This is a genomic window from Zestomonas ipomoeae, assembly GCF_057128665.1.
Map to the genome: position 1 here is coordinate 41,626 of NZ_JBSKHQ010000021.1, position 20,873 is coordinate 62,498.

A 20,873-nucleotide genomic window follows, 5' to 3' on the forward strand; every position below is an offset into this window, starting at 1 on the left:
CCTGAGGGAGCCGCGCCAAGCCCTGGCAGACGGAAGCGGGAGAGGAAACGGCTTTGGCACCAAACTGATCCTGCGGTAACTGCGAAATGGCAGGCGGCTGACGGACGAGGCTCCGACACGGACCGGCTAGCATGCCCGGAAATGTGGCGAAGTGCCAGCTATGCCGACGGGCGTCGTTTGCTCTGCGCCGTGCATTCCGGTAGCTTTGCCGCACGCGCGCGTGGGCATTTGGTGCCGATCACGGCCCCGTCCCCGCACCAGCCGCTTTTCTCCTTACCTGCCCAAGACCAAGGTTATCCATGGCTCAATACGTCTACACCATGCATCGGCTGAGCAAGGTCGTGCCGCCGAAGCGGGAAATTCTCAAGAACATCTCCCTGTCGTTCTTCCCCGGCGCCAAGATCGGCGTGCTCGGCCTGAACGGCGCGGGCAAGTCCACCCTGCTGCGCATCATGGCCGGGGTCGACACCGAGTTCGACGGCGAAGCCCGCGCCATGCCCGGTATCAACGTCGGCTACCTGCCCCAGGAACCGCAACTGGACCCGGAAAAGACCGTGCGCGAAGTGGTCGAGGAGGCGGTGAGCCGCATCAAGGACGCCCAGGCCCAGCTGGACCAGGTCTATGCCGCCTATGCCGAACCGGATGCCGATTTCGACAAGCTGGCCGCCGAGCAGGCGCGCCTGGAAGCGATCCTGCAAGCCTCGGACGGCCATAACCTCGAGCGCCAGCTGGAAGTCGCCGCCGACGCCCTGCGCCTGCCGCCGTGGGATACCCGCGTCGGCCACCTGTCCGGCGGCGAGAAGCGCCGCGTGGCACTGTGCCGCCTGCTGCTGTCGGCCCCCGACATGCTGCTGCTGGACGAACCGACCAACCACCTGGACGCCGACTCGGTGGCCTGGCTGGAGCACTTCCTGCACGACTTCCCCGGTACCGTGGTGGCGATCACCCACGACCGCTACTTCCTCGACAACGTCGCCGGCTGGATTCTCGAACTCGACCGCGGCGCCGGCATTCCCTACGAGGGCAACTACTCCGGCTGGCTGGAGGCCAAGTCTGCCCGCCTGGCACAGGAATCCAAGCAGCAGTCGGCCCACGAGAAGGCCATGAAGGAAGAACTGGAGTGGGTGCGTAAGGGCGCCAAGGCCCGTCAGGCCAAGTCCAAGGCGCGCCTGCAGCGCTTCGAGGAACTGCAGTCGCAGGAATTCCAGAAGCGCAGCGAAACCAACGAGATCTATATTCCTGCCGGCCCGCGCCTGGGCGACAAGGTCATCGAGTTCAAGAACGTCACCAAGGGCTATGGCGACCGCGTGCTGATCGACGACCTGTCGTTCAGCGTGCCGAAGGGCGCCATCGTCGGCGTGATCGGCGGCAACGGTGCCGGTAAGTCGACCCTGTTCCGCATGCTGATGGGTAAGGAACAACCGGACTCCGGCAGCATCGAGCTGGGCGATACCGTGCAACTGGCCTGCGTCGACCAGAGCCGCGACGACCTCGACGGCGGCAAGACCGTCTGGGAAGCCGTATCCGACGGCCTGGACATGATCCGGATCGGCAACTACGAGGTGCCGTCCCGCGGCTACGTCGGCCGTTTCAACTTCAAGGGCGCCGACCAGCAGAAGTTCGTCAAGGACCTTTCCGGCGGTGAGCGCGGCCGTCTGCACCTGGCGCTGACCCTGAAGCAGGGCGCCAACGTGCTGCTGCTCGACGAACCGTCCAACGACCTCGACGTGGAAACCCTGCGCTCGCTGGAAGAGGCCCTGCTGGACTTCCCCGGCTCGGCCATCGTGATCTCCCACGACCGCTGGTTCCTCGACCGGGTGGCGACCCACATCCTTTCCTACGAGGATGACTCCAAGGTGTACTTCTTCGAAGGCAACTACACCGAGTTCGAAGAAGACCGCAAGAAGCGCCTCGGCGACGCGGCGGCCCAGCCGCACCGGGTCAAGTACAAGAAACTGGCGCAGTGATCGCCGGCGGGATTTCGGTCCCGCATTTCACTGAACAGCCCCGGCCATTGGCCGGGGTTTTTTATTCTTCGCGAATTTTCGGGGAAGGGCTGTTTGAGACTGGACTGGCAGGTTTGTCTGAGTTCGTTGAGCTTGATGGTCCGTGCGCTAGCTGCTTGCTGTGCTTCGATGGTAGTCGTGGTTTCAGCCTCCCGGCCGATCACTTCTTCCTTGTTTGCGCAAAGAGGACGTGACCAAGAAGAAAACGCACCCCACATCCGGCCCCGGCATCTCCGTTCCAGGGGCCCGACCTAGGCGGCCCTCTGCGAAAGGCCATTCATGGCCTGGGCGGCGCCACCCATCGCAGCTCTCGCAGCATCCCTGCCGCTCGTCCTGCCCGGCCGCCCCCTTCCACGACGATTCCGCTTGGCCTCCTGAGGGGACCTATGCGTCAGCTAGAGCAAACAGGCTGGAGCTGGCTTTTCAGCTTTTTGGCTTTTACCGCAGGGCTGTCAGGCACGGATGAATCCCCGTCAGGAGGCCGGAAGGAGGGAAGTCTCGCGTATCGAGACCCGGATGCCGGCCTGGCGCCAGGCGTTGCGTTACTGGGCAGCCACCCGCTCGCGCACTGGCGTTTCCGCCCGGTGCTTGTAGAAATCCAGCAGCACCTCGGCGGTATCGCCGATCATCAGCTTGCCCAGGGGCGCCGCGTACCAGTTGAACTGGGTGGTGGTGCGGAAGCCGACCTTGAGTTGCAGGCGTGTGCCGCCGTTCTCCGGGATCAGGGTGTAGTCGGTATCCAGCAGGTCGAAATACTGGCCGCCGATCACCACGTGTTCGTCCATGGTGCCGGGCGGGAAGGAGTCGGGGCGGAACTCGTAGGTCCAGGCGATCCGCCGCTGGGGCTCCCAGGCGGTGATGCGCTCGTCGAAGGTCACGCCGCGGGCCCAGGTGGAGCGGCGCACGCCGCCCACGCGCTCGTCCAGGGTGCGGGCCTGTACCGGGTGGGGCAGGCCGATGCGGTAGGCAAGGCCGTGCTTGACCTCCTCGAGGTGCATGTCGCTGGGATTGAGGATTAGCGGCCAGACCTGCGCCGGCGGCGCATCGATGAACACGCTGCGCTCCAGCCGGGTGATGCCATCGTTGGCCGGAACCAGGCCTTCGCCCAGGACCAGCAACAGCGGTAGCAGGGAAATGCTCTGCAGGGTGCGTAGCGGCCGGTTGCGCTGGCGGCAGATCGCGCCCATCACCAGGCCGCCCAGCGAGCCGATGGCCATGAACAGGGGCAGCGCCATGACCATGCAGATCATGCCCTCCAGTAATGCCACGCCGGCGCCCGCGGTACACAGCACGACGGACAGCCACGGGGCGAAGGCGTAGTACATCCAGCTGCGCCTGGCCTGGCGCTCCGCGAGGTACACGGTGATGGCGCCGATGGCGAACGGAGTGCCGAGGAGAAAGGCGGCGCCCATGACGCTGAAGTCGTCCTTGAAGGGCGTCAGCGCCAGAAGGAAGAACACCAGGCGGACCAGCAACCCATAGGCGGCGCCCAGGCCGAACGGCAGCCAGGCGGAAAAGGGCAGGGCGGAGTGAGTGTGTTCAGCGGGGGTGGACTTGACTTCCATGCGATGGGCTCCTGGCTACCAGGCGGGCAGGATACCGGGCCCGGCCGGGCAAGGGTGGCATTCTGCCCGCCAAGTGTGAGCTGTTGCGCAGATGGTTGGGCGTCACTGCGCCGCCTGGGCCTGCTTGAGCTGCAGGTCCTTCTGCCGCCGGTAGTTGCGGGCCGCCACCGGCACCGGTGTCACCGCGCCGGTTTCCAGCCAGCGGCGCAGGCGGTTGGCGTCGGCGACGTGGGTGTACTTGCCGAAGGCGTCGAGCAGCACCACGGCCACCGGACGATTGGCCATCGTGGTCAGCATCACCAGGCAGCGGCCGGCCTCGTTGTGGAAACCGGTCTTGCTCAGGCGAATCTGCCAGTTGCCGTTGCGCACCAACGGATTGGTGTTGAAGAAGCCGAGGCTGTAGTGGGGATGGCTGAAGGCCACGCTTTGCTGGGCGGTGGTGCTTGCCGCGAGGATCTGCGGGTAGCGCTGGGCAGCCTTCAGCAACAGCAGCAGGTCGCGCGCGGTGGACACGTTGCCGCTGTCCAGGCCGGAGGGCTCGACGAAGTGGCTGTGGTGCATGCCCAGCGCCTTGGCCTTGGCGTTCATCGCCTTGACGAAAGCAGCGGTTCCGCCGGGGTAGTGATGGGCCAGGGTCGCCGCCGCGCGGTTTTCCGAGGCCATCAGCGTCAGTTGCAGCAGTCCGCGCCGGCTCAATTGGCTGCCGACGCGGACCCGCGAAAACACGGTGCGCAGCGCGGGGTCCGCGTGGTTGAACACCGCCAGCTGCTCATCCAGCGATTGCTTGCCGTCCAGCGTCACCACGGCGGTCATCAGCTTGGTCAGCGAGGCGATCGGCACCACGCGGTCGGGGTTCTGGGCGAACAGCTCGGCACCGTTCTGCAGGTCGACCACCAGGGCGCTGCCGGAAGCCAGTTCCAGCTTGGCCGGCGCTGCCGTCTTGGCCGCGTCGGCGGTGGCCAGGCCGAGGGCGAGAATCAGCCCCGTGCAAAGAGCCAGCAGGCCCGGTCGCGAACGAAATGTTTTCACAGGATGACCTATCGCCTCCGGGGCTGCTGCTATGGCGCTGCGCAGTATAGATATCCGCTGCCACAGGGGAAGGGGTCGCTGGTCGGCTTTTTTCAAGGGCGACGGCTTGACCGGGCGGCGCTTCTGCCGTTCAATTGCCGCCCCTTTTTCCACCTCCTGCTCCAGTGGTGAACGACGTGCCCCGCCTCAGCCAACTCGCCTGATACCGACGACGGTCCATCTTGCCTGATGGCTGCCCGCGCCCGCGCGGAGCACACGCATCCCGCTTGCCCAGTCCTGTCGTCGGTTTTTTCCTGATCGTTACGGAGAAGACCCATGAACATGGATTTTCGCGCCTATGCGCAGAGCATCGAGCTGCTCAAATACCCACGCACCCCGCACCTGCAGGGCTCCCGTCTACAGACCGGCGATAGCGATGCCGGCCAGGTCCCGTATCGCGAGCTGATCGGCCGCTGGCTGGTGGTCGAGGAGAAACTCGACGGTGCCAATGCCGCCGTCAGTTTTTCGCCAGCGGGCGAGCTGCTGCTGCAGTCCCGCGGCCATTACCTCACCGGCGGCGGCCGCGAGCGCCAGTTCAACCTGTTCAAGCAGTGGGCGGTGGCCCACGAGCACTGGTTGCTGGAACGCCTGGAAGACCGCTACGTGCTCTACGGCGAATGGCTGCACAAGAAGCACTCGGTGTTCTACGACCAGTTGCCGCACTACTTCTGCGAGTTCGATATCTGGGATCGCCGCCAGGACTGCTTTCTGTCCACCCCGGCGCGCCACGCGTTGCTGCAGGGCGGCCCGGTGCTGTCGGTGCCGGTGCTGCATTGCGGTCCGGCCCCGGCCAGCCTGGCGGAGCTGCTGGCGCTGGTCGGCGACTCGCTGGGCAAGTCCGCGCACTGGCAGCAGCGTTTCGAACAGGTGGTACGGCGCGAGGGGCTGGACCTGGAGCGTGCCTGGCGCCAGTGCGATCGTTCGCGGCGCATGGAGGGCCTGTACCTGAAGCTGGAAGACCCGGCGCATACCCTGGGGCGCCTGAAGTGGGTGCGCCGGGACTTCATCCAGGCCATCGAAGAGGCCGGGCAGCACCACGCGGACCAGCCGTTCATCCCCAACCAGCTTGCCGCGGGCGCCGACCTGTACGCGCCGACCCTGGCGCTCGGCTGGCCGGGCCCCAATACGGAGTAGATCGATATGGATTATTCACAGCTGAAAACATTGGTCGCCGCCCCCGGCGGCACGCTCGACCGGCAGGCCTGGCTGGCGGCATTGCCGACGCTCGGCCGCCTGGCGCAAACCCCGCAGGACCCGCTCTATCACGCCGAAGGCGATGTCTGGACCCACACCGGCATGGTGGTGGACGCCCTGCTGGCCCAGCGCGACTACGCCAGCGCCAGCGAGGAGCAGCGCTTCGTGCTGTTCATGGCCGCGCTGCTGCACGACATCGCCAAGCCGGACACCACGGTGATCGATCCCGATAGCGGCCGTATCGGCCAGCCGGGCCATTCCCGGCGCGGCGCGGTGGACGCCCGCCTGCTGCTCTGGCGCGCCGGGGTGCCGTTCGCGCTGCGCGAAGCGATCTGCCGCATCATCGCTGTGCACCAGGTGCCGTTCTTCGCCCTGAGCGGTACTCGCAACGGGCAGTCGGCGGAATTCATCCTGCACAAGCTGTCCTGGGAGTTACCGCTGTGGATGCTGTGCAGCGTGGCGGAGGCGGACATGCAGGGGCGCGACTACCGGGGCAAGGCCGACGTGCTGGCGGAGATCGAACTGTTCCGCGAGCTGGCGGCGGAAGAGGGTTGCCTTCATGGGCCGCGCGCGTTCGCCGACGACTACACCCGGGTGCAGTACTTTCGCGGCGCGCGGGTGCATCCGGACTACGCCCTGCACGAGCCGGAGGGCTCCGAGGTGATCATGCTGGCGGGCCTGCCGGCGAGCGGCAAGAACACCTGGGTTGCCCGCCATTGTCCGGAGTGGCCGGTGGTGTCGTTCGACGATGCGCGGGAGGCCCTGGGATTGCGCCATGGCGAGAACGAAGGTGCCGCGGCGCATTTCGCCATCGACCGGGCGAAGGCGCTACTGCGGACGCGCCAGCCCTTCGTCTGGAACTCCACGCACCTGTCGGCCCAGATGCGCGCGAAAACCCTCGACCTGCTCTATGCCTACCAGGCCCGCGTGCGTCTGGTTTACCTGGAGCGGCCCGAGGCGGAGCTGTATCGGCGCAACAACCGGCGGGACAGCTCGCTGCGCAACGCGGATCTGCGGCGCATGTTGTTCAAGTGGGAGGTGCCGTTGCCGACCGAGGCGCATTGGGTCGAATACCTGGCCTAGCCTTCCGGCGTCTGCGGCTGGGCGCTTTCCTGGCCGAGCAGGGCGGCTATGAACGCGTCCTTGCCGCGGGTGTAGGCGTCGCGGTCGCTGCCGTGGCGGTTTGCCAGGTTGCGCTTGAGCGCGGCATAGGCGGCGGCATCTTCCGGAAAGCGCCGCAGATGATCGCGAAAGCGCAGGTGCAGGTCGGCCTCGCCCAGGGTCAGCACATGCAGGTGATGGCTGTGCTCGCCTTGGCCGCCAGGCTGCTTGACGAAGAACAGTCGCGGCGGCTCGGCGTTGCTCCGCTCCAGCCGATAGCCGAGGGCTTCCAGCGGTGCCGCCAGGCGCTGCCAGTCGCAGTCCGGCGGCGGTAGCAGCAGGATGTCGATGATCGGCTTGGCGGCCAAGCCCGCCACCGCGGTGCTGCCGAAGTGCTCCAGGCGTACGCCGTGGATGCCATGGTCGACGAGCTGCGCGTGGATCGCCGCGGCTTCCTCGCGATAACGCAGCGGCCAATCCGGATCGGCTTCGGCGATATGGATCGGGGGCTGTGGGAAACGGCCGTCCAGCATAGGTGGCCGCGGGTGGGCATCGTTCAACGGAGCCTCCGCGTCAGCTCTGTTGCAGGTCTTTCTGCAGTTGGATCAGGGCCACGCGCCGGCCCTGGGTATCGTGGCGTTCGACGATGCCGCTGGGGCGATAGTTCAGTCGCTGGTAGAGCAGCAAGCCGGCGGCGTTGGCGTTGAAGCAGGAGACGTGCATGGCCTTGGCCTTGAAGTGCTCGCGGGCCAATTGCTCCATCACGCCGATCAGGTAGCCGGCGACGCCCTGGCCGCGGGCCCAGGGCGCCACCATCAGGTTGCCGAGCGCGCACGATTCGCCGTGGTGCCACTGGTAGAAGTTGGCGAAGCCGGCGACGCGCCCACCGAGCAGGGCGACGGTGCTGTCGCGGCGCTCGGCGATGGCGGCGGCCAGTTGGCCGACGCTCAGCGGCCAGTCGGCCTTGGGATAGCAGAAGAACAGCTCGTCGGCGCTCTGCGGGAAGCTGGCGATGTCCGCCAGGTCGGCGGCTACGGCGGGGCGGTGGCCGAGGGCCGGGGTACTGAGGTCCATCGGGGTTCCTAATGCGGTGGGTAGTGCGCGAGCACTCTGGCGACCATCTGGCGGATGGCGGCCATGCGTTCGTCCGGTGTCTGTGCGCTGTCGCGCAGGATGTGCTCGGTGCTGCCGCGCCAGACCAGCTTGCCGTCCCCGGCATCGTACAGGTCGATCTGCAAGGTGCCGACCTGGTAGTCCAGCGTGCGGGTTTCCACGTAGGACGGGCCGCCCCACCAGTAGCCTCCCCAGGGGCCGCCCCACATGCCGCCATGGTTGATGCTGACCTGGTCCTGGCGCTGGTCGACGATCATCCAGGCCTGCACCAGGAGGTCGCCACCGTTGCCCGCGGGTGCCGGGCGCAGGCCGCGCTGGTCGAGCTGCTCGGCGACCGCTTCGCGCACCCGTTGCTCGGTGAGGTCGCTCTGCCTGCGCGGGTCTTCCGGCTGGTAGCGCAGTGCCGGTTCTTTCCAGCTCCAGCTGCGATAGGCGGCGAAGTCGCGGTTCTGGTCGTAGTCGCGGTCGACCCTTGCGGTCTGGCAGGCCGCCAGGAGCAGAAACAGGGGCAGCAACAGCAGGCGGGCACGCATGGCGGATCTCCTGAAGCGAGAAGCCCTATGCAAACCCAAGGCGCCGCCAGCGGCAAGGAGAATGTGTCGCCTGCCGACCTACATGCCTTCCAGGCCGCCGATCACCAGGGTCTTGATGACGAAGCCGAGCACGCCGAGGCCAAGGGCGAGGAACAGGATGAAGGTGCCGAAACGGCCGGCCTTGGACTTCTTCGCCAGGTCCCAGACGATGAATGCCATGAACAGCACCAGCGCGCCGATCAAGCCGGTCATCATCCACTCTTCGAACACTTCGGGGTCCATCGCTGCCTCCACTACTGAATCGATTGGCACGGATAATTGCTATGACAGCGGACGAGGATGGTCGGGTTCACGCGAAGGGGCCACAGCAAAGCGGCGGCGATTATACCCGGGGTGGCCGAGAGCGACGAGCGAGCAGCCGTGCGACGATCAGTCGCGCAGGTGTTGCAGCGGCAACTCGGTGCTGGCCAGTACCTGGTTGAGCACGAAGCTGGAACGCACGCTGGAGACACCCTCGATGCGGGTCAGCTGGCCGAGCAGGAATTTCTGGTAGTGGTCCATGTCCGGCACCACCACCTTCAACTGGTAGTCCGCTTCCATGCCGGTGACCAGGCTGCACTCGAGCACTTCCGGGCATTGCCGGATGGCCGTCTCGAAGCGCTCGAAGCGTTCCGGGGTATGCCGATCCATGCCGATCAGCACGTAGGCGGTCAGGGTCAGGCCGAGCTTCTTGCGATCCAGCAGCGCCACCTGGCGCACGATGTAGCCGTCGTCCTCTAGCTGCTTGACCCGCCGTGAGCAGGGCGAGGGCGACAGGCCGATGCGCTCGGCCAGTTCCTGGTTGGAAATGCGCGCGTCGTGCTGCAGCTCGCTGAGAATGCGCAGGTCGTAGCGGTCCAGTTTGTCCATGTCGGTGTTATCTTCTCTATGAGTTGCGTGAATTGATCGAAAATTGGATTTTTATTGCGCAATTCGATCTCATGCTGGCAACTTTAGCAATCATTGGTCGCGGTGTGCGAGATAAGCTTTCCCTCAGTTTCATGGCCCGGACAGCAGTCCACCCGCCCCGCCCAATCAGGCGCGGCGGCGCCGCCGCTCTTACCGGAGCGCCACGGCCCCCGGGCACGCCCGCCCAACCAGGCGAGCGAAAGAAAGCGGCGGCACAAGCGCCAATAGCGGACATTTTCCCGAGGGGAGGCGCGAGCCTCCCTTTTTTCTTGGGCGGCCGTCAGGGTTTGCCCTGCGCCACCACGCTGGCGGGATCGGCATGCACCAGGACCTCGGTGCGCGGGAATTCCCGGCGGATCGCCGCCTCCGCCTGGTCGCAAAGCGCGTGGGCCTGCACCAACGGCAGTTCGTCCGGCAGCTCCAGGTGCAACTGCACGAACCAGCGAGTCCCGGAGATGCGTGTGCGCAGGTCATGGGCGCCGAGCACGCCCGGTACCCCGCAGGCCAGCGCGTGCATGCGCTGGCTGACTTCGGCGGGCAGTTCCTGGTCCATCAGCACCGCGCCGGACTGGCGCATGATGGAGAGTGCGCTCCAGAGGATGTAGAAGGCGATGGCGATGCCGAACAGCGCATCCAGGCGCTCCCAGCCATAGCTGGCCAGCACCAGGGCGAGCAGGATGCTGGCGTTGAGCAGCAGGTCCGAGCGGTAATGCAGCGAGTCGGCGAGGATGGCCGTCGAGCCGGTCCGGCGCACCACGCGGCGCTGGAGGATCAGCAGGGCGACGGTCAGCACCAGGGACAGCAGGATCACCGCGATGCCGACAGCCTGCGCGCCCAGCGGTTGCGGGTGCAGCAGGCGGTTCACGCCCTGGGCGCCGACCAGCAACGCACTGATGCTGATGAACACCGCCTGGCCGAGGCCGGCCAGCGCTTCGGCCTTGCCGTGGCCGTAGCGGTGGTCGTCGTCCGCCGGGCGCAGCGCGTAGTGGATCGCCAACAGGTTGATCAGCGAGGCGGCGCTGTCGAGCAGCGAGTCGGTCAGGCCGGCGAGCAGGCTGACCGAGCCGCTTAGCCACCAGGCCGCGGACTTGGCGGCGACCAGCAGCAGCGCCACCGCCAGTGATGCGCGGCTGGCCAGGCGTAGCAGCCGGGCCTGCTCCTGGGCCGAGATCATGGCAGGAAGTACAGGTAATCCAGCACAGGTGCCGGCAGGCCCATGGCCGTCAGCGCGGCGCTGATCTGGCCACGGTGGTGGGTGCCGTGGTTGACCAGATGCAGGACCAGGTCGCCCCGCGGCTTGCGGAACGCATCGCCGCGCAGGTTGCGGTAGTGCAGGTCGCCGGCCAGGCTGGCGTCGTCGTGTTCGCCCAGCAGCGCGCGCCAGGCGGCCACGCCTTCGGCGAGGTAGGCACCCAGCGCCGCGCGATCGGCGGCCGCTTCGGCATCCAGCCGCTCGAACGGCTGCGGCTCGCCGCGCAGGCGTGCCAGCCAGATGCGGTCGGCGACCGCCAGGTGGTTGAGGGTGCCGTGCAGGCTGCCGAAGAACAGCCCGCAGGGCGCGCGGTACCGGTCGTCGTCCAGCACCTGCAGGTTTTCCAGCAGTCGGGCGTAGGCCCAGCCGTGGTAGTCCAGCAGGCGCTCCAGATGCTGCGCGAACTGCCGGCTCATCAGGCGGCCGGCCGCAGGCCGTAGGCGGCAAGCTGCTCGACACTGCCCTGGTGGCGGATCAGACGCGGATCGTCCAGCGGCAGGCTTTGGCCGGTCTCGCGCTCGATGATTGCCTTCAGCTTGCGATTGTCCACCTGGCCGTCGCTGCCGATGGCCTCGCGCAGCGTCTCCGGCGCGACCGAATATTTGTTGTCCGGCAGGTAGATGGCGCCGGTGGCGAAATCGATGCCGAAGGCGATCAGCCCGGGAATCACATAGAAGAGAATGCCGATGGCATCCAGGCCGACCACCACCGGGTCGACTTGGCCTTCGATCTGTCCGCGGCGGTCGGGGAAGAACAGCGTGCCGCAGGCGGCCAGTTGAGTGAGCAGGGTGACGGTGAGAACGCCGCCGATAACGCGGGATTGCGTGCGCATGGAGCACCTCCAGTTGGAAATGGGCGCAACTATATCAAGGCGCTTGTGGCAAAACCGCTGCGCCTTGCAATTCAGACTTCGGCCGAGGGCGGGCCGTTCGCCCGCTATAATCGCCGGCCACCTCGCCAGACCACCGTGCCACGCCGAGATCGCATGACTCCTCTTCCCATCGATGCCGTTCTGCCCGCCCTGCGCCAGGCCCTGGCCGCCCGCCACGAAGCCGTGCTGGAGGCGCCGCCCGGTGCCGGCAAGACCACCCGGGTGCCCCTGGCACTGCTCGACGAGCCCTGGCTGGCCGGGCAGACCATCATCATGCTCGAACCACGCCGGCTGGCCGCCCGTGCCGCCGCCGAGCGCCTGGCCGAGGAACTCGGCCAGCGGGTCGGCGAGACCGTCGGCTATCGCATCCGCCTGGACAGCAAGGTCGGCCCGCGCACGCGCATCGAAGTGGTCACCGAGGGCATTCTCGCCCGTCGCCTGCAGGATGACCCGGCGCTGGAGGGCGTCGGCCTGGTGATCTTCGACGAATTCCACGAGCGCAGCCTTGACGCCGATCTAGCCCTGGCGCTGAGCCTCAACGGGCGGGCGATGTTCCGCGAGGACAGCCCGCTGAAGGTGCTGCTGATGTCGGCGACGCTGGAGGGCGAGCGGCTGTCGGCGTTGCTCGACGACGCGCCGGTGGTGCGCAGCGAAGGGCGCATGTATCCGGTGGAGACGCGCTGGGGGCGGCCGTTCCAGCCCGGCGAGTTCATCGACGGCCGGGTCGCGCAGACGGTGCTCCAGGCGCTGGCGGACGAGCCGGGCAGCCTGCTGGTGTTCCTGCCGGGGCAGGGCGAGATCCGCCGGGTCCACGAGCAGTTGGCCGAGGCGCTCGAGGGGCGCGGCGATGTGCTGCTCTGCCCGCTGCATGGCGAGCTGGACCTGGCCGCCCAGCGCAGGGCCATCGAGCCGGCGCCGGCCGGTACGCGAAAGGTGGTGCTCGCTACCAACATCGCCGAAACCAGCCTGACCATCGACGGCGTGCGGGTGGTCATCGACGCCGGCCTGGCGCGGGTACCGCGCTTCGACCCCGGCAGCGCCATGACCCGCCTGGACACCCAGCGCATCTCCCGCGCCAGCGCCACCCAGCGCGCCGGCCGGGCCGGGCGCCTGGAACCGGGGGTCTGCTACCGACTGTGGTCGCAAGCCCAGCATGACCAACTGGCGGCCTACGGCAGCGCGGAAATCCTCCAGGCCGACCTGGCCGGGCTGGCGCTGCAACTGGCGCGCTGGGGCGTGACCCCGGCCGAGCTGGCCTGGCTCGATCCGCCGCCTGCCGCCGCCTATGCCCAGGCCCGCGACCTGCTGGTCCGCCTCGGTGCCCTCGATGAGCAGGGCCGGCTGACCGCCCATGGCCAGGCCATGGCCGAGTTGCCGGCCCACCCGCGCATTGCCCACCTGCTGCTGCGCGGCCAGGCCCTCGGCCTTGCTGCGCTCGCCTGCGACCTGGCTGCACTGCTCGGCGAGCGCGATATCCTGCGTGGCGCCGGAGCCGACCTGCATAGCCGCCTGGCGTTGATCGGTGGCGAGCAGAAGGCCGCGCGCGGCGCCCAGGGTGGCGTGCAGCGGGCCCGGCAGCTCGCCAGGCAGTACCGTGGCTACCTGCGCGGTGCTGCCACCGAGCCGGTGCCCGACCCCGATCACCCGCGCTGGCTGGGCGCGCTGCTGGCGTTCGCCTATCCCGACCGGGTCGCCCGCCAGCGCCGTGCCGGCGGCGGCGAATACCGCCTGGCCAACGGCCGCGCGGCACAGTTCGGCGAACCGGATGCGCTGATGAAGCATGAATGGCTGGTGATCGCCGACCTCGGCAGTCGCCAGGGCCAGCGCGAGGAGCGCATCTACCTGGCGGCCGACCTCGATCCGGCGCTGTTCGATTCGGTGCTGGCCGAACAGGTCAGCCAGCGCGAGGAGCTGGAGTGGGACGAGCGCGAAGGTTTGCTGCGCGCCGAGCGCCAGCGCAAGGTCGGCGAACTGGTGCTGAGCCGCGAGCCGCTGCCAGGGCTCGACGAACAGGCCCGCTGCCGGGCACTGGTCGGGCTGGTGCGGCGCAAGGGGCTGGAGCTGCTGCCGTGGACACCTGAGCTGCGCCAGTGGCAGGCGCGGGTGGCGCTGCTGCGTCGGCTCGATCTGGCCGAAAAGGGTGAAAGCGAGTGGCCGGACGTTTCCGACGCGGCGCTGCTCGCCGGCCTGGAAGAGTGGCTGGCGCCATTCCTTGGCAAGGTCAGTCGCCTCAGCCACTTCGCCGCTCTCGATCTCGGCGGCATCCTCCAGGGCCTGCTGCCCTGGCCGCTGCCGCAACGCCTAGACGAGTTGGCACCGAAGGCCCTGGCGGTGCCGTCCGGCTCGCGCATCGGGCTGGACTACAGCGAAGAGCCGCCGGTGCTGGCGGTGCGTCTGCAGGAGTTGTTCGGCTTGGCCGCCACCCCGCGCATCGCTGGCGGCCGGCAGATCGTCAAGCTGCACCTGCTCTCCCCGGCGCGCCGCCCGGTACAGGTCACCCAGGACCTGGCGAGCTTCTGGGCCAATACCTACGCCGAGGTGAAGAAGGACTTGAAGGGCCGCTATCCCAAGCACTACTGGCCGGACGACCCGCTGATCGCCGAACCCACCGCACGGGCCAAGCCGCGCAAGTGAGGGCGCGGGGCTGGCCCGCAGGTTGGCGTTGAGCGAAGCCCAACGAGGAGCGCCGTACTGTTCCCGTTGGGCTTCGTCGCTGCGCTCCTTAACCACAACCTACGTTCGCACCGGATCGTGTTGGGTGGACCGAGGCCACGGGCGCGCAGCGCCCCGGCGGAGTTGGTTGGCTTGCGATGGATGCACGGCGCGCTTATTGGAGGTTCAGGTCCTCGCCTTCATCGAGCAGCTCCTGATAGGCGCGGTCGAGCGCGTCGCGCAGGGCTTCGGCGGCGGGCGCGCGCTTGGAGACGATCAGCTTCGAGGTCAGCCGTTGCAGGATCAGGTGCGGCAGCGGTGCCATGCCTTGCTGCTCGCGGGCCTGTTCCACCGGGGTGTAGTAATCGAGCACAAAGTCGCCGCGCTTGCGCTGCAACATCTCCAGGGCCGAGACGTGGCTGCTGGTGCGGTGCGGGCGCAGGCCCAGTGACGGGTCTTGCAGCCAGTCGCTGTAGGGCTTCCAGTAGGTGTAGCCGCTGATCAGGATGATGTCGCGTCCGGCCAGGTCGTCCGGCAGCGTCGGCGTGGGCATGCCGTCGCGGTAGTACAGCGCCAGGTCGAACTCGCCGAGCACGCTGCGGCTTTCCAGCACCTGGCCTTCCAGCTCCGCCTTGCCCGGTGCTCCCGGCCACAGGTGCACGCTGCCGTCGCGCAGGCCGGCATACAGTCGCGCACCCGGCAGGCCGCGAAATTGCGCGCGGTAGCCGGCCCGGTGCAGCAGGCGGCGGGTCAGGTCGAGCACGGCGCCGTGCGGCTCGCCTTGTGCGTCGCTGTAGGAGTAGGGCGGAAATTCGTAGTAGCCGACGTTCACCAGCGGCGCGTCGCCGGCCGGTGCATCGACGGCGAGGGCGCCGGCACAGGTGAACGTGGCGCAGAGAAACACACAGAGGGACTTTCGCATCGATTACCGCGGCTGGTGCCGTCTTGTTTTGGTCGGTGACAGGTCGGGCGGCGGTGGCTGCAAGCCAGCTGCCGCACGCGACGTTCAGGGTAAGCGTAGATCTTCCCCCGCTGCCTGCAGTTCCTCGTAGGCCTGGTCCAGCTCGTCGCGCAGCGCTTCGCCGTTGGCGATGTGCCGGGAGACGATGAGTTGCAGCGGCAGGCTGTGCAGGGTGAGGGAGGGCATGGCTTCCATGTTCAGGTGCTCGCGGGCCTGTTCCACCGGCTCGTGGTAGTCGAGCAGGAAGTCGCCGCGATGGCGCTGCAGCATTTCCAGCGCCGCGATGTGGGTACTGGTGCGGTGCAACTGCAGGTTCAGGCGCGGGTCGTCGAGGAAGTCTGTGATCGGCTTCCAGTAGCTGTAGCCGCTGATCAGGATGATGCCGCGCCCGGCCAGGCCCTCGGGGATCTTCGGCTGCGCGGTGTCGGGCCGGTAGTAGAGGTTGAGGTCGATCTTGCCGAGGCGAGTGCGCGCTTCCCAGGTGTGCCCGGCCAGTTCCGGCTTGCCCGGCGCGCCCGGCCAGATATGCACGGTGCCGTCCCGCAGGCCGGCATACAGGCGGGCACTGGGCAGTGCACGGAACTCGACACGGTGCCCGGCATGGCGCAGCAGGCGTGCGGTCAACTGTAGGATCGCGCCTTGCGGGCGGCCCTGCTCGTCACTGTAGGAAAACGGCGGGAACTCGTAGAAGCCCACCTTGACCACCGGTGGGTCCGCTCGGGAAACGCCCGTGCCGCAAGCAAGCGCGGCGCCGAGCAAAAGGCAGAAGATACGTCGCATTGATACCGCTGTGGCTCTAGGGCCATTTCGTCATGACAAATCGATGACGGCCAGCATGCGCAAGGCGCAGCGCTGTTGTCCAGTGCTACGGCTGCGCATGCTCGGTGGCCGGCAGCAGGAAGCGCGCGATCAACGGCAGGTGATCGGAAATGCGCAGCGTGTCGGCCTGGCGCACGGAGGCGCTGAGGCGAGCCAGCCGGCGGCTGTGGAACAGGTAGTCCAGGGTGCGGTCCGGGCCGTCTACCTCGGGGTCGTTGGGAAAGTGGGTATACCAGGCGGCGCGCTCGCGGCCGCCGGCTTCGGCGGGAGAGGGGATCATCGGGTACTTGTCCCAGAGCACGCGCAGCTCGCTATCGGCGGCGTACCAGCTGCGCTGCCGGGGCGGCAGGCGCTCGTACTGGCCGGGCGGCAGCAGGTTGAAGTCGCCGCCGATCAGCCAGTAGTCGCCCTGCTGCTCCAGCGTGTCGAGCAGCCCGGAAACCATCGCCACCTGCCGTTGCATGGTGTCGTCGCCCTGGGCGAAGGCATCCAGGTGGGTGTTGATCGCCGCCACCCGACCGCCGCCTCGCAGCGGCAGGTAGCTCACCAGCAGGGCGCGCTTGAGATTGAACTGACGGCTCAGGGGATCGGCGGGAATCAGCGGCAATTGCAGGCGTTCGGCGCTCTGCAGCTGGTAGCGGCTGAGGGTGGCGAGCTTCATGCCGACGCTGCCGTTGATCTTCGGGTGCGGCACGTAGGCGGCCTTCCAATAGAACGCCTGGCTGCTGCAGGGGTAGAGATCGGCCAGGCGCTCCTGCAGCAGCGCCAGTTGGTCCTGGTAGTCGCTGGCCTTGGCGCCGTCGTGCAATTCCTGCAGCAGCACGATGTCCGGCTGCTCGTCGCGCAGCACACGCACCACTTCGTCGAGGGTAAAGGCCAGGTCCTCGGCGGTCGGGCGCAGGTCCTTGCCGCTGCCGTCGGCCAGGTCGTACCAGAACACATAGCGCTTGCCGGCCAGGTATTGCAGGTTCCAGGTCATCACCTTGAGCGCCTGGCCGGGCTGCAGGGTCGGCGCCCGGGCATCGCAGGCCACCGGTGCCGGCTCGCGATCGGCGGGGTGCCAGGTGAGTCCGTAGACCACCGCGAACAGCAACAGCGCCAGGATCAGCAGGGTGAGAAGAATGGGACGCAGGACGCGGGGCAGGGTCATCGGCTCGGCTGGACTATGCTGGAGGAAGCGCGAGCATACCCGACGGGCCCGCCGCGCCAAAGCCCGAAGGAGGACGCCAGCATGACCGAACCGGTGATCGCCCAGCGCGGTCCATTTGCCGTCGAGGTGGTCGCCGGCCGCGACTACTTCTGGTGTCGCTGCGGGCGCAGCGCGCGCCAGCCGTTCTGCGACGGCTCACACAAGGGCACCGGCATCGAGCCGCTGAAGCTCCATGCCGAGCGCGGCGAGACCCTCTACTTCTGTGGCTGCAAGCACAGCGCGACGCCGCCCTGTTGCGACGGCAGCCACCAACGACTCTGAGACGACGGCGGGGGAGCGGCATGTATCGCAAGGTTTTCGCCAACAAGGTGTTCGACCGCAAGGTGGTACTGATCACCGGCGGCTGTGCCGGCATCGGCCGTGCCCTGGCCCTGCGCCTGGCCCAGGCCGGGGCCAGGCTGGTGATCCTCGACCTGGACCAGGCGGCGCTCGACAGCCTGGTGCAGCACCTGGAGGACCATCACAACGTCGAAGCCCTTGGCCTGCGCTGCGACGTTTCCGATGCCGGGGCCGTGCAGCGCGCCGTGCAACAGGCCATCGACCGCTTCGGTGGCATCGACGTGCTGGTCAACAACGCCGGCATCACCCATCGCAGCAGTTTCGTCGATACCGACCTGGCGGTGTTCCAGCGGGTGATGGCGGTCAACTATTTCGGCGCGTTGCACTGTACCCAGGCGGCGATGCCCAGCCTGATCGCCCGCTGCGGGCACATCATCGTGCTCAGCTCGCTGTCGGGCTTCACGCCGTTGCTCTATCGCAGCGCCTACAACGCCAGCAAGCATGCCCTGCATGGCCTGTTCGAGACCCTGCGCTACGAGCTGAAGGGCTCCGGCGTGCATGTGATGCTGGTATGCCCGGGCTTCACCGCCACCGACCTGCGCAAGAACGCCCTGGTCGGCGACGGCTCGGTGGCCCACCAGCCGCCGCTGGCGATGGGCAAGGTCGCCTCGCCGCAGGACGTCGCGGAAGCCATCTACCAGGGCGCCATCAAGCGCCGGCGGCTGCTGGTGCTGTCCAACGTCGACTGGCGGGCGCGGGTGCTGGCGCGCTTCTTCCCGAGGGTGTTCGAGCGGTTGCTGCTGCCGCGCATGTCCGGATTGAAGCCGCAGGTAAGGCATTGACGACGATTCCGCGAACCGCTCGTTGGGCTTCGCTCAATGCCAACCTACGAGGTGTGCGGGGGAGTTTTGGGCTGTAACCGGCGCAGTTCGCTCCTGCCTCGGCTGATATCGGCCAGCAGCCGCTGCAGCTCGGAAACGTGTTGCTCGGGCACCGCAAGAATCAGGTGGGCGCCTTGGGCATCGAAGATGTCCGTTTCCACCTGTGCCGCGAAATCACCCAGTCGTGCCTTCAGCAATGGCAATTCGGCGAAGCCGCAGTGGCAGGCGCAGCGAATGCGTGGCACCAGTTCGATGCGCTCGCCGCCCTGCAGGCACTTGGCCGCGCTGCCGCCGTAGGCGCGGGCGAGGCCGCCGGTGCCGAGCTGGATGCCGCCGTACCAGCGGATCACCAGGACCGCCACGCGGTCGCAGTCCTGCCCCTCGATGGCCGCCAGGATCGGGCGTCCCGCAGTGCCGCCCGGTTCGCCGTCGTCGCTGAAGCGGTACTGCCCGCCGAGCTTCCAGGCCCAGCAGTTGTGCGAGGCGCCGGAATCGCTGGCGCTCTGAATGAAGGCTTGGGCCTGTTCCACGCTATCGACGGGGGCGGCCAGGGCGATAAAGCGGCTCTTGCGAATTTCCTCGCGGTACTCGCAAGGTCCGACCAGCGTGAAGGCCATCAGACCTTGGTCGGCGGGTTCAGACCGCAGCCTTTGAGAATGATGTGGATGAGGTTGTCGGTGGCCACCGCAAAGTCTTCCCTGGTCAGCTTCTTGCGGCCGGTGAGGCGGCAGATCTGGCTGGAAAAATCGGCGTAGTGCTGGGTGCTGCCCCAGAGCAGGAAGATCAGGTGCACCGGGTCGACCGGGTCCATCCTGCCCTGGGCGATCCACGCCTCGAACACCTCGGCGCGGCCACGGAACCAGTCGCGGTAGTCCTGGTTGAAGTGCTCGGACAGGCACTCGCCGCCGCTGATCACTTCCATGGCGAAGATCTTCGAGGCCAGCGGCTGGCGGCGGGAGAATTCCATCTTGGCGCGAATGTAGCCGGCCAGCGCAGTCGAGGGGTCGCTGTCGGCTTGCAGGTTGCTGAAAGCGTCGTCCCACAGGTCGAGAATGTTGCGCATCACTTCCACGTAGAGGCCGAGCTTGCTGCTGAAGTAATAGTGCAGGTTGGCCTTCGGCAGCCCCACGCGCAGGGCGATGGTGTTCATGCTGGTGCCCTTGAAACCGTGGCGGGCGAACTCCTCTTCGGCGGCGGCGAGGATGGCTTCCTCGTTCTTCTGGCGAATGCGGCCGGCGGGTTTGCCGGCCTGTTGCGGGGACATCTCAGCGGTCATGGGCCTTTCCGGTACTGGCTAATAAGGAGGGGCGATGCATTGGATAACCCAGCGGGGAGCGCGAAACAAGCAGAAGCGACATAAAAGATGCCAAAAGCGACATTTTGCTGACCCGGCGGCCTTCAGCCGGTGGTGGCCAGCGCCTCCAGGAAACTCTCCAGCACCAGGTGCGGCCGCCGGCCCTTGCGCGTCACCGTGGCCAGGCTGAGGTCGTAATAGCGCGTCGCCGGCTTCAACGCGCGCAGGCGGCCTTCCTGCACCCATTGATGGGCATAGTGGTCCGGCAGGTAGCCGATGTAGCGCCCGGTGAGGATCAGGAAGGCCATGCCCTCGCGGTCCGAGGCGCTGGCGGTGCAGTTCAGCGCCTGGTAGTGCGCCTGGATCTCCGCCGACAGGCGAAAGGTCGGGGCGATGGCGTCCTGGCTGTCCAGGCGGGCATCGTCCAGGTCCTCGTCGAGGGCGTAGAACAGCGGGTGGCCGACCGCGCAGTAAAGCAGCGAGCGCTCGTCGTACAGCGGCTGGTACTCCAGCCCGGACAGCCCATGGGCCTGCGGTACCACGCCGACGTGCAGGCTGCCATCGAGCACGCCTTGCTCGACCTCGTTCGGCGCGACCATGCGGATCTGCACGCGCACGTCCGGCCCGCGTTCCTTCAACCGCGCCAACGCATGGGTGATGCGCATGTGCGGCAGGGTCACCAGGTTATCGGTGAGGCCGATGTTCAGCTCGCCGCGCAGGTGCCGGTGCAGGCCGTTCACCTCGGTGCGGAAGCTTTCCAGCGCACCGAGCACGCGCAAGGTCGAGTCGTACACCTCGCGGCCTTCCTCGGTCAGGGCGAAGCCGGCACGGCCGCGCTGGCACAGCCGCAAACCCAGGCGCTGCTCCAGGTCGCCCATCTGCTGGCTGATGGCCGAGCGGCCGATGCCCAGCACGCTCTCCGCCGCGGAAAAGCCCCCGCATTCGACCACGCTGCGGAAGATGCGCAACAGGCGGATATCGAAGTCGCTGACCTGGGCGAGGGGATCGGCACGGTGACTGCTCATTGTTTAGTGCTCGGCAAACTTAAGATCGAAAAAATTGAATTTCACTGACTTTAGGCCCGTGGCACTGTTTCTCGCAAGAACCTGTAGGGGCGAATTCATTC

The 20,873-nt window shown here is 67.4% G+C and carries 22 protein-coding genes; 6 read left to right on the forward strand and 16 right to left on the reverse strand.

Annotated features, from left to right (window positions below; genetic code table 11):
- Positions 1 to 299: 299 nt before the first annotated feature.
- Positions 300 to 1,967 carry an energy-dependent translational throttle protein EttA gene (gene ettA, locus ACWKV7_RS19810; RefSeq protein ID WP_483859421.1) on the forward strand — a complete coding sequence of 556 codons (1,668 nt, stop codon included), beginning with the start codon at positions 300 to 302 and terminating at the stop codon, positions 1,965 to 1,967.
- Positions 1,968 to 2,548: 581 nt separating this feature from the next.
- Here the strand turns inward: ettA and ACWKV7_RS19815 are convergent.
- Both ACWKV7_RS19815 and pbpG read right to left on the reverse strand, forming a co-directional pair.
- Positions 2,549 to 3,571 carry an SRPBCC family protein gene (locus ACWKV7_RS19815; protein ID WP_483859422.1) on the reverse strand — a complete coding sequence of 341 codons (1,023 nt, stop codon included), beginning with the start codon at positions 3,569 to 3,571 and terminating at the stop codon, positions 2,549 to 2,551.
- A gap of 102 nt (positions 3,572 to 3,673) precedes the next feature.
- Entirely contained in the window at positions 3,674 to 4,600 is a 927-nt protein-coding gene (gene pbpG, locus ACWKV7_RS19820; RefSeq protein WP_483859423.1) for a D-alanyl-D-alanine endopeptidase, read from the reverse strand.
- Between the two features lie 315 nt (positions 4,601 to 4,915).
- On the opposite strand from pbpG, the gene ACWKV7_RS19825 reads away from it, so the two are divergent.
- On the forward strand, positions 4,916 to 5,773 hold the full coding sequence (locus tag ACWKV7_RS19825; protein WP_483859424.1) for an RNA ligase family protein: 858 nt from the start codon (positions 4,916 to 4,918) through the stop codon (positions 5,771 to 5,773).
- A gap of 6 nt (positions 5,774 to 5,779) precedes the next feature.
- Positions 5,780 to 6,916, forward strand: a complete 1,137-nt coding sequence (locus ACWKV7_RS19830) for an AAA family ATPase (RefSeq protein WP_483859425.1) — start codon at positions 5,780 to 5,782, stop codon at positions 6,914 to 6,916.
- On the opposite strand, the gene ACWKV7_RS19835 is transcribed toward ACWKV7_RS19830, so the two are convergent.
- From ACWKV7_RS19835 to ACWKV7_RS19870, 8 genes are all read right to left on the reverse strand, one after another.
- A complete protein-coding gene (locus tag ACWKV7_RS19835; protein WP_483859426.1) occupies positions 6,913 to 7,494 on the reverse strand; it encodes a GrpB family protein in 582 nt (193 codons plus the stop codon). The two genes, ACWKV7_RS19830 and ACWKV7_RS19835, sit on opposite strands and share 4 nt — an antisense overlap.
- A gap of 13 nt (positions 7,495 to 7,507) precedes the next feature.
- Positions 7,508 to 8,008 (reverse strand): N-acetyltransferase family protein, encoded by a 501-nt coding sequence (locus ACWKV7_RS19840; RefSeq protein ID WP_483859427.1) that lies wholly within the window; start codon positions 8,006 to 8,008, stop codon positions 7,508 to 7,510.
- Positions 8,009 to 8,016: 8 nt separating this feature from the next.
- Positions 8,017 to 8,580, reverse strand: a complete 564-nt coding sequence (locus tag ACWKV7_RS19845; RefSeq protein ID WP_483859428.1) for a DUF4136 domain-containing protein — start codon at positions 8,578 to 8,580, stop codon at positions 8,017 to 8,019.
- Positions 8,581 to 8,658: 78 nt separating this feature from the next.
- Positions 8,659 to 8,862, reverse strand: coding sequence for a DUF2788 domain-containing protein (locus ACWKV7_RS19850; protein WP_483859429.1), 204 nt, complete (start codon positions 8,860 to 8,862; stop codon positions 8,659 to 8,661).
- 147 nt (positions 8,863 to 9,009) lie between these two features.
- Positions 9,010 to 9,489, reverse strand: a complete 480-nt coding sequence (locus ACWKV7_RS19855; RefSeq protein WP_483859430.1) for an Lrp/AsnC family transcriptional regulator — start codon at positions 9,487 to 9,489, stop codon at positions 9,010 to 9,012.
- Between the two features lie 319 nt (positions 9,490 to 9,808).
- Entirely contained in the window at positions 9,809 to 10,702 is an 894-nt protein-coding gene (locus ACWKV7_RS19860; RefSeq protein ID WP_483859431.1) for a cation diffusion facilitator family transporter, read from the reverse strand.
- Positions 10,699 to 11,196 (reverse strand): DinB family protein, encoded by a 498-nt coding sequence (locus tag ACWKV7_RS19865; RefSeq protein ID WP_483859432.1) that lies wholly within the window; start codon positions 11,194 to 11,196, stop codon positions 10,699 to 10,701. The genes ACWKV7_RS19860 and ACWKV7_RS19865 overlap by 4 nt, the downstream gene beginning before the upstream one ends.
- The gene (locus tag ACWKV7_RS19870; RefSeq protein WP_483859433.1) at positions 11,196 to 11,612 is read right to left on the reverse strand and encodes a polyribonucleotide nucleotidyltransferase; all 417 of its coding nucleotides are present in this window, start codon (positions 11,610 to 11,612) and stop codon (positions 11,196 to 11,198) included. The genes ACWKV7_RS19865 and ACWKV7_RS19870 overlap by 1 nt, the downstream gene beginning before the upstream one ends.
- A gap of 153 nt (positions 11,613 to 11,765) precedes the next feature.
- Here ACWKV7_RS19870 and hrpB point away from each other — a divergent pair, with 153 nt between their 5' ends.
- Positions 11,766 to 14,285: an ATP-dependent helicase HrpB gene (gene hrpB / locus ACWKV7_RS19875; protein ID WP_483859434.1), complete on the forward strand. Its 2,520-nt coding sequence runs from the start codon at positions 11,766 to 11,768 to the stop codon at positions 14,283 to 14,285.
- A 193-nt stretch (positions 14,286 to 14,478) separates the two neighbouring features.
- On the opposite strand, the gene ACWKV7_RS19880 is transcribed toward hrpB, so the two are convergent.
- The 3 genes from ACWKV7_RS19880 to ACWKV7_RS19890 form a co-directional block, all read right to left on the reverse strand.
- A complete protein-coding gene (locus ACWKV7_RS19880; RefSeq protein WP_483859435.1) occupies positions 14,479 to 15,225 on the reverse strand; it encodes a substrate-binding periplasmic protein in 747 nt (248 codons plus the stop codon).
- 84 nt (positions 15,226 to 15,309) lie between these two features.
- On the reverse strand, positions 15,310 to 16,044 hold the full coding sequence (locus tag ACWKV7_RS19885; protein ID WP_483859436.1) for a substrate-binding periplasmic protein: 735 nt from the start codon (positions 16,042 to 16,044) through the stop codon (positions 15,310 to 15,312).
- Positions 16,045 to 16,129: 85 nt separating this feature from the next.
- Positions 16,130 to 17,233 carry an endonuclease/exonuclease/phosphatase family protein gene (locus ACWKV7_RS19890; protein ID WP_483859437.1) on the reverse strand — a complete coding sequence of 368 codons (1,104 nt, stop codon included), beginning with the start codon at positions 17,231 to 17,233 and terminating at the stop codon, positions 16,130 to 16,132.
- 81 nt (positions 17,234 to 17,314) lie between these two features.
- Here ACWKV7_RS19890 and ACWKV7_RS19895 point away from each other — a divergent pair, with 81 nt between their 5' ends.
- Positions 17,315 to 17,554, forward strand: a complete 240-nt coding sequence (locus ACWKV7_RS19895) for a CDGSH iron-sulfur domain-containing protein (protein ID WP_483859438.1) — start codon at positions 17,315 to 17,317, stop codon at positions 17,552 to 17,554.
- 20 nt (positions 17,555 to 17,574) lie between these two features.
- On the forward strand, positions 17,575 to 18,414 hold the full coding sequence (locus ACWKV7_RS19900; protein WP_483859439.1) for an SDR family oxidoreductase: 840 nt from the start codon (positions 17,575 to 17,577) through the stop codon (positions 18,412 to 18,414).
- A gap of 44 nt (positions 18,415 to 18,458) precedes the next feature.
- Here the strand turns inward: ACWKV7_RS19900 and ACWKV7_RS19905 are convergent, their stop codons facing one another.
- From ACWKV7_RS19905 to ACWKV7_RS19915, 3 genes are all read right to left on the reverse strand, one after another.
- Positions 18,459 to 19,070, reverse strand: a complete 612-nt coding sequence (locus ACWKV7_RS19905) for an IMPACT family protein (protein ID WP_483859440.1) — start codon at positions 19,068 to 19,070, stop codon at positions 18,459 to 18,461.
- Positions 19,070 to 19,729, reverse strand: a complete 660-nt coding sequence (locus tag ACWKV7_RS19910) for a TetR/AcrR family transcriptional regulator (protein ID WP_483859441.1) — start codon at positions 19,727 to 19,729, stop codon at positions 19,070 to 19,072. Before ACWKV7_RS19910 ends, ACWKV7_RS19905 begins: the two co-directional genes overlap by 1 nt.
- A gap of 122 nt (positions 19,730 to 19,851) precedes the next feature.
- A complete protein-coding gene (locus ACWKV7_RS19915) occupies positions 19,852 to 20,772 on the reverse strand; it encodes a LysR family transcriptional regulator (RefSeq protein ID WP_483859442.1) in 921 nt (306 codons plus the stop codon).
- Positions 20,773 to 20,873: the final 101 nt, after the last annotated feature.

Excerpts from the sequence above, each read along its gene's own strand:
- ettA (WP_483859421.1), top strand. The coding sequence starts at position 300 with ATGGCTCAATACGTCTACACCATGCATCGGCTGAGCAAGGTCGTGCCG.
- ACWKV7_RS19815 (WP_483859422.1), bottom strand. The coding sequence starts at position 3,571 with ATGGAAGTCAAGTCCACCCCCGCTGAACACACTCACTCCGCCCTGCCC.
- ACWKV7_RS19825 (WP_483859424.1), top strand. The coding sequence starts at position 4,916 with ATGAACATGGATTTTCGCGCCTATGCGCAGAGCATCGAGCTGCTCAAA.
- ACWKV7_RS19830 (WP_483859425.1), top strand. The coding sequence starts at position 5,780 with ATGGATTATTCACAGCTGAAAACATTGGTCGCCGCCCCCGGCGGCACG.
- ACWKV7_RS19840 (WP_483859427.1), bottom strand. The coding sequence starts at position 8,008 with ATGGACCTCAGTACCCCGGCCCTCGGCCACCGCCCCGCCGTAGCCGCC.
- ACWKV7_RS19845 (WP_483859428.1), bottom strand. The coding sequence starts at position 8,580 with ATGCGTGCCCGCCTGCTGTTGCTGCCCCTGTTTCTGCTCCTGGCGGCC.
- ACWKV7_RS19850 (WP_483859429.1), bottom strand. The coding sequence starts at position 8,862 with ATGGACCCCGAAGTGTTCGAAGAGTGGATGATGACCGGCTTGATCGGC.
- ACWKV7_RS19855 (WP_483859430.1), bottom strand. The coding sequence starts at position 9,489 with ATGGACAAACTGGACCGCTACGACCTGCGCATTCTCAGCGAGCTGCAG.
- ACWKV7_RS19860 (WP_483859431.1), bottom strand. The coding sequence starts at position 10,702 with ATGATCTCGGCCCAGGAGCAGGCCCGGCTGCTACGCCTGGCCAGCCGC.
- ACWKV7_RS19865 (WP_483859432.1), bottom strand. The coding sequence starts at position 11,196 with ATGAGCCGGCAGTTCGCGCAGCATCTGGAGCGCCTGCTGGACTACCAC.
- ACWKV7_RS19870 (WP_483859433.1), bottom strand. The coding sequence starts at position 11,612 with ATGCGCACGCAATCCCGCGTTATCGGCGGCGTTCTCACCGTCACCCTG.
- hrpB (WP_483859434.1), top strand. The coding sequence starts at position 11,766 with ATGACTCCTCTTCCCATCGATGCCGTTCTGCCCGCCCTGCGCCAGGCC.
- ACWKV7_RS19880 (WP_483859435.1), bottom strand. The coding sequence starts at position 15,225 with ATGCGAAAGTCCCTCTGTGTGTTTCTCTGCGCCACGTTCACCTGTGCC.
- ACWKV7_RS19885 (WP_483859436.1), bottom strand. The coding sequence starts at position 16,044 with ATGCGACGTATCTTCTGCCTTTTGCTCGGCGCCGCGCTTGCTTGCGGC.
- ACWKV7_RS19890 (WP_483859437.1), bottom strand. The coding sequence starts at position 17,233 with ATGACCCTGCCCCGCGTCCTGCGTCCCATTCTTCTCACCCTGCTGATC.
- ACWKV7_RS19895 (WP_483859438.1), top strand. The coding sequence starts at position 17,315 with ATGACCGAACCGGTGATCGCCCAGCGCGGTCCATTTGCCGTCGAGGTG.
- ACWKV7_RS19900 (WP_483859439.1), top strand. The coding sequence starts at position 17,575 with ATGTATCGCAAGGTTTTCGCCAACAAGGTGTTCGACCGCAAGGTGGTA.
- ACWKV7_RS19905 (WP_483859440.1), bottom strand. The coding sequence starts at position 19,070 with ATGGCCTTCACGCTGGTCGGACCTTGCGAGTACCGCGAGGAAATTCGC.
- ACWKV7_RS19910 (WP_483859441.1), bottom strand. The coding sequence starts at position 19,729 with ATGACCGCTGAGATGTCCCCGCAACAGGCCGGCAAACCCGCCGGCCGC.
- ACWKV7_RS19915 (WP_483859442.1), bottom strand. The coding sequence starts at position 20,772 with ATGAGCAGTCACCGTGCCGATCCCCTCGCCCAGGTCAGCGACTTCGAT.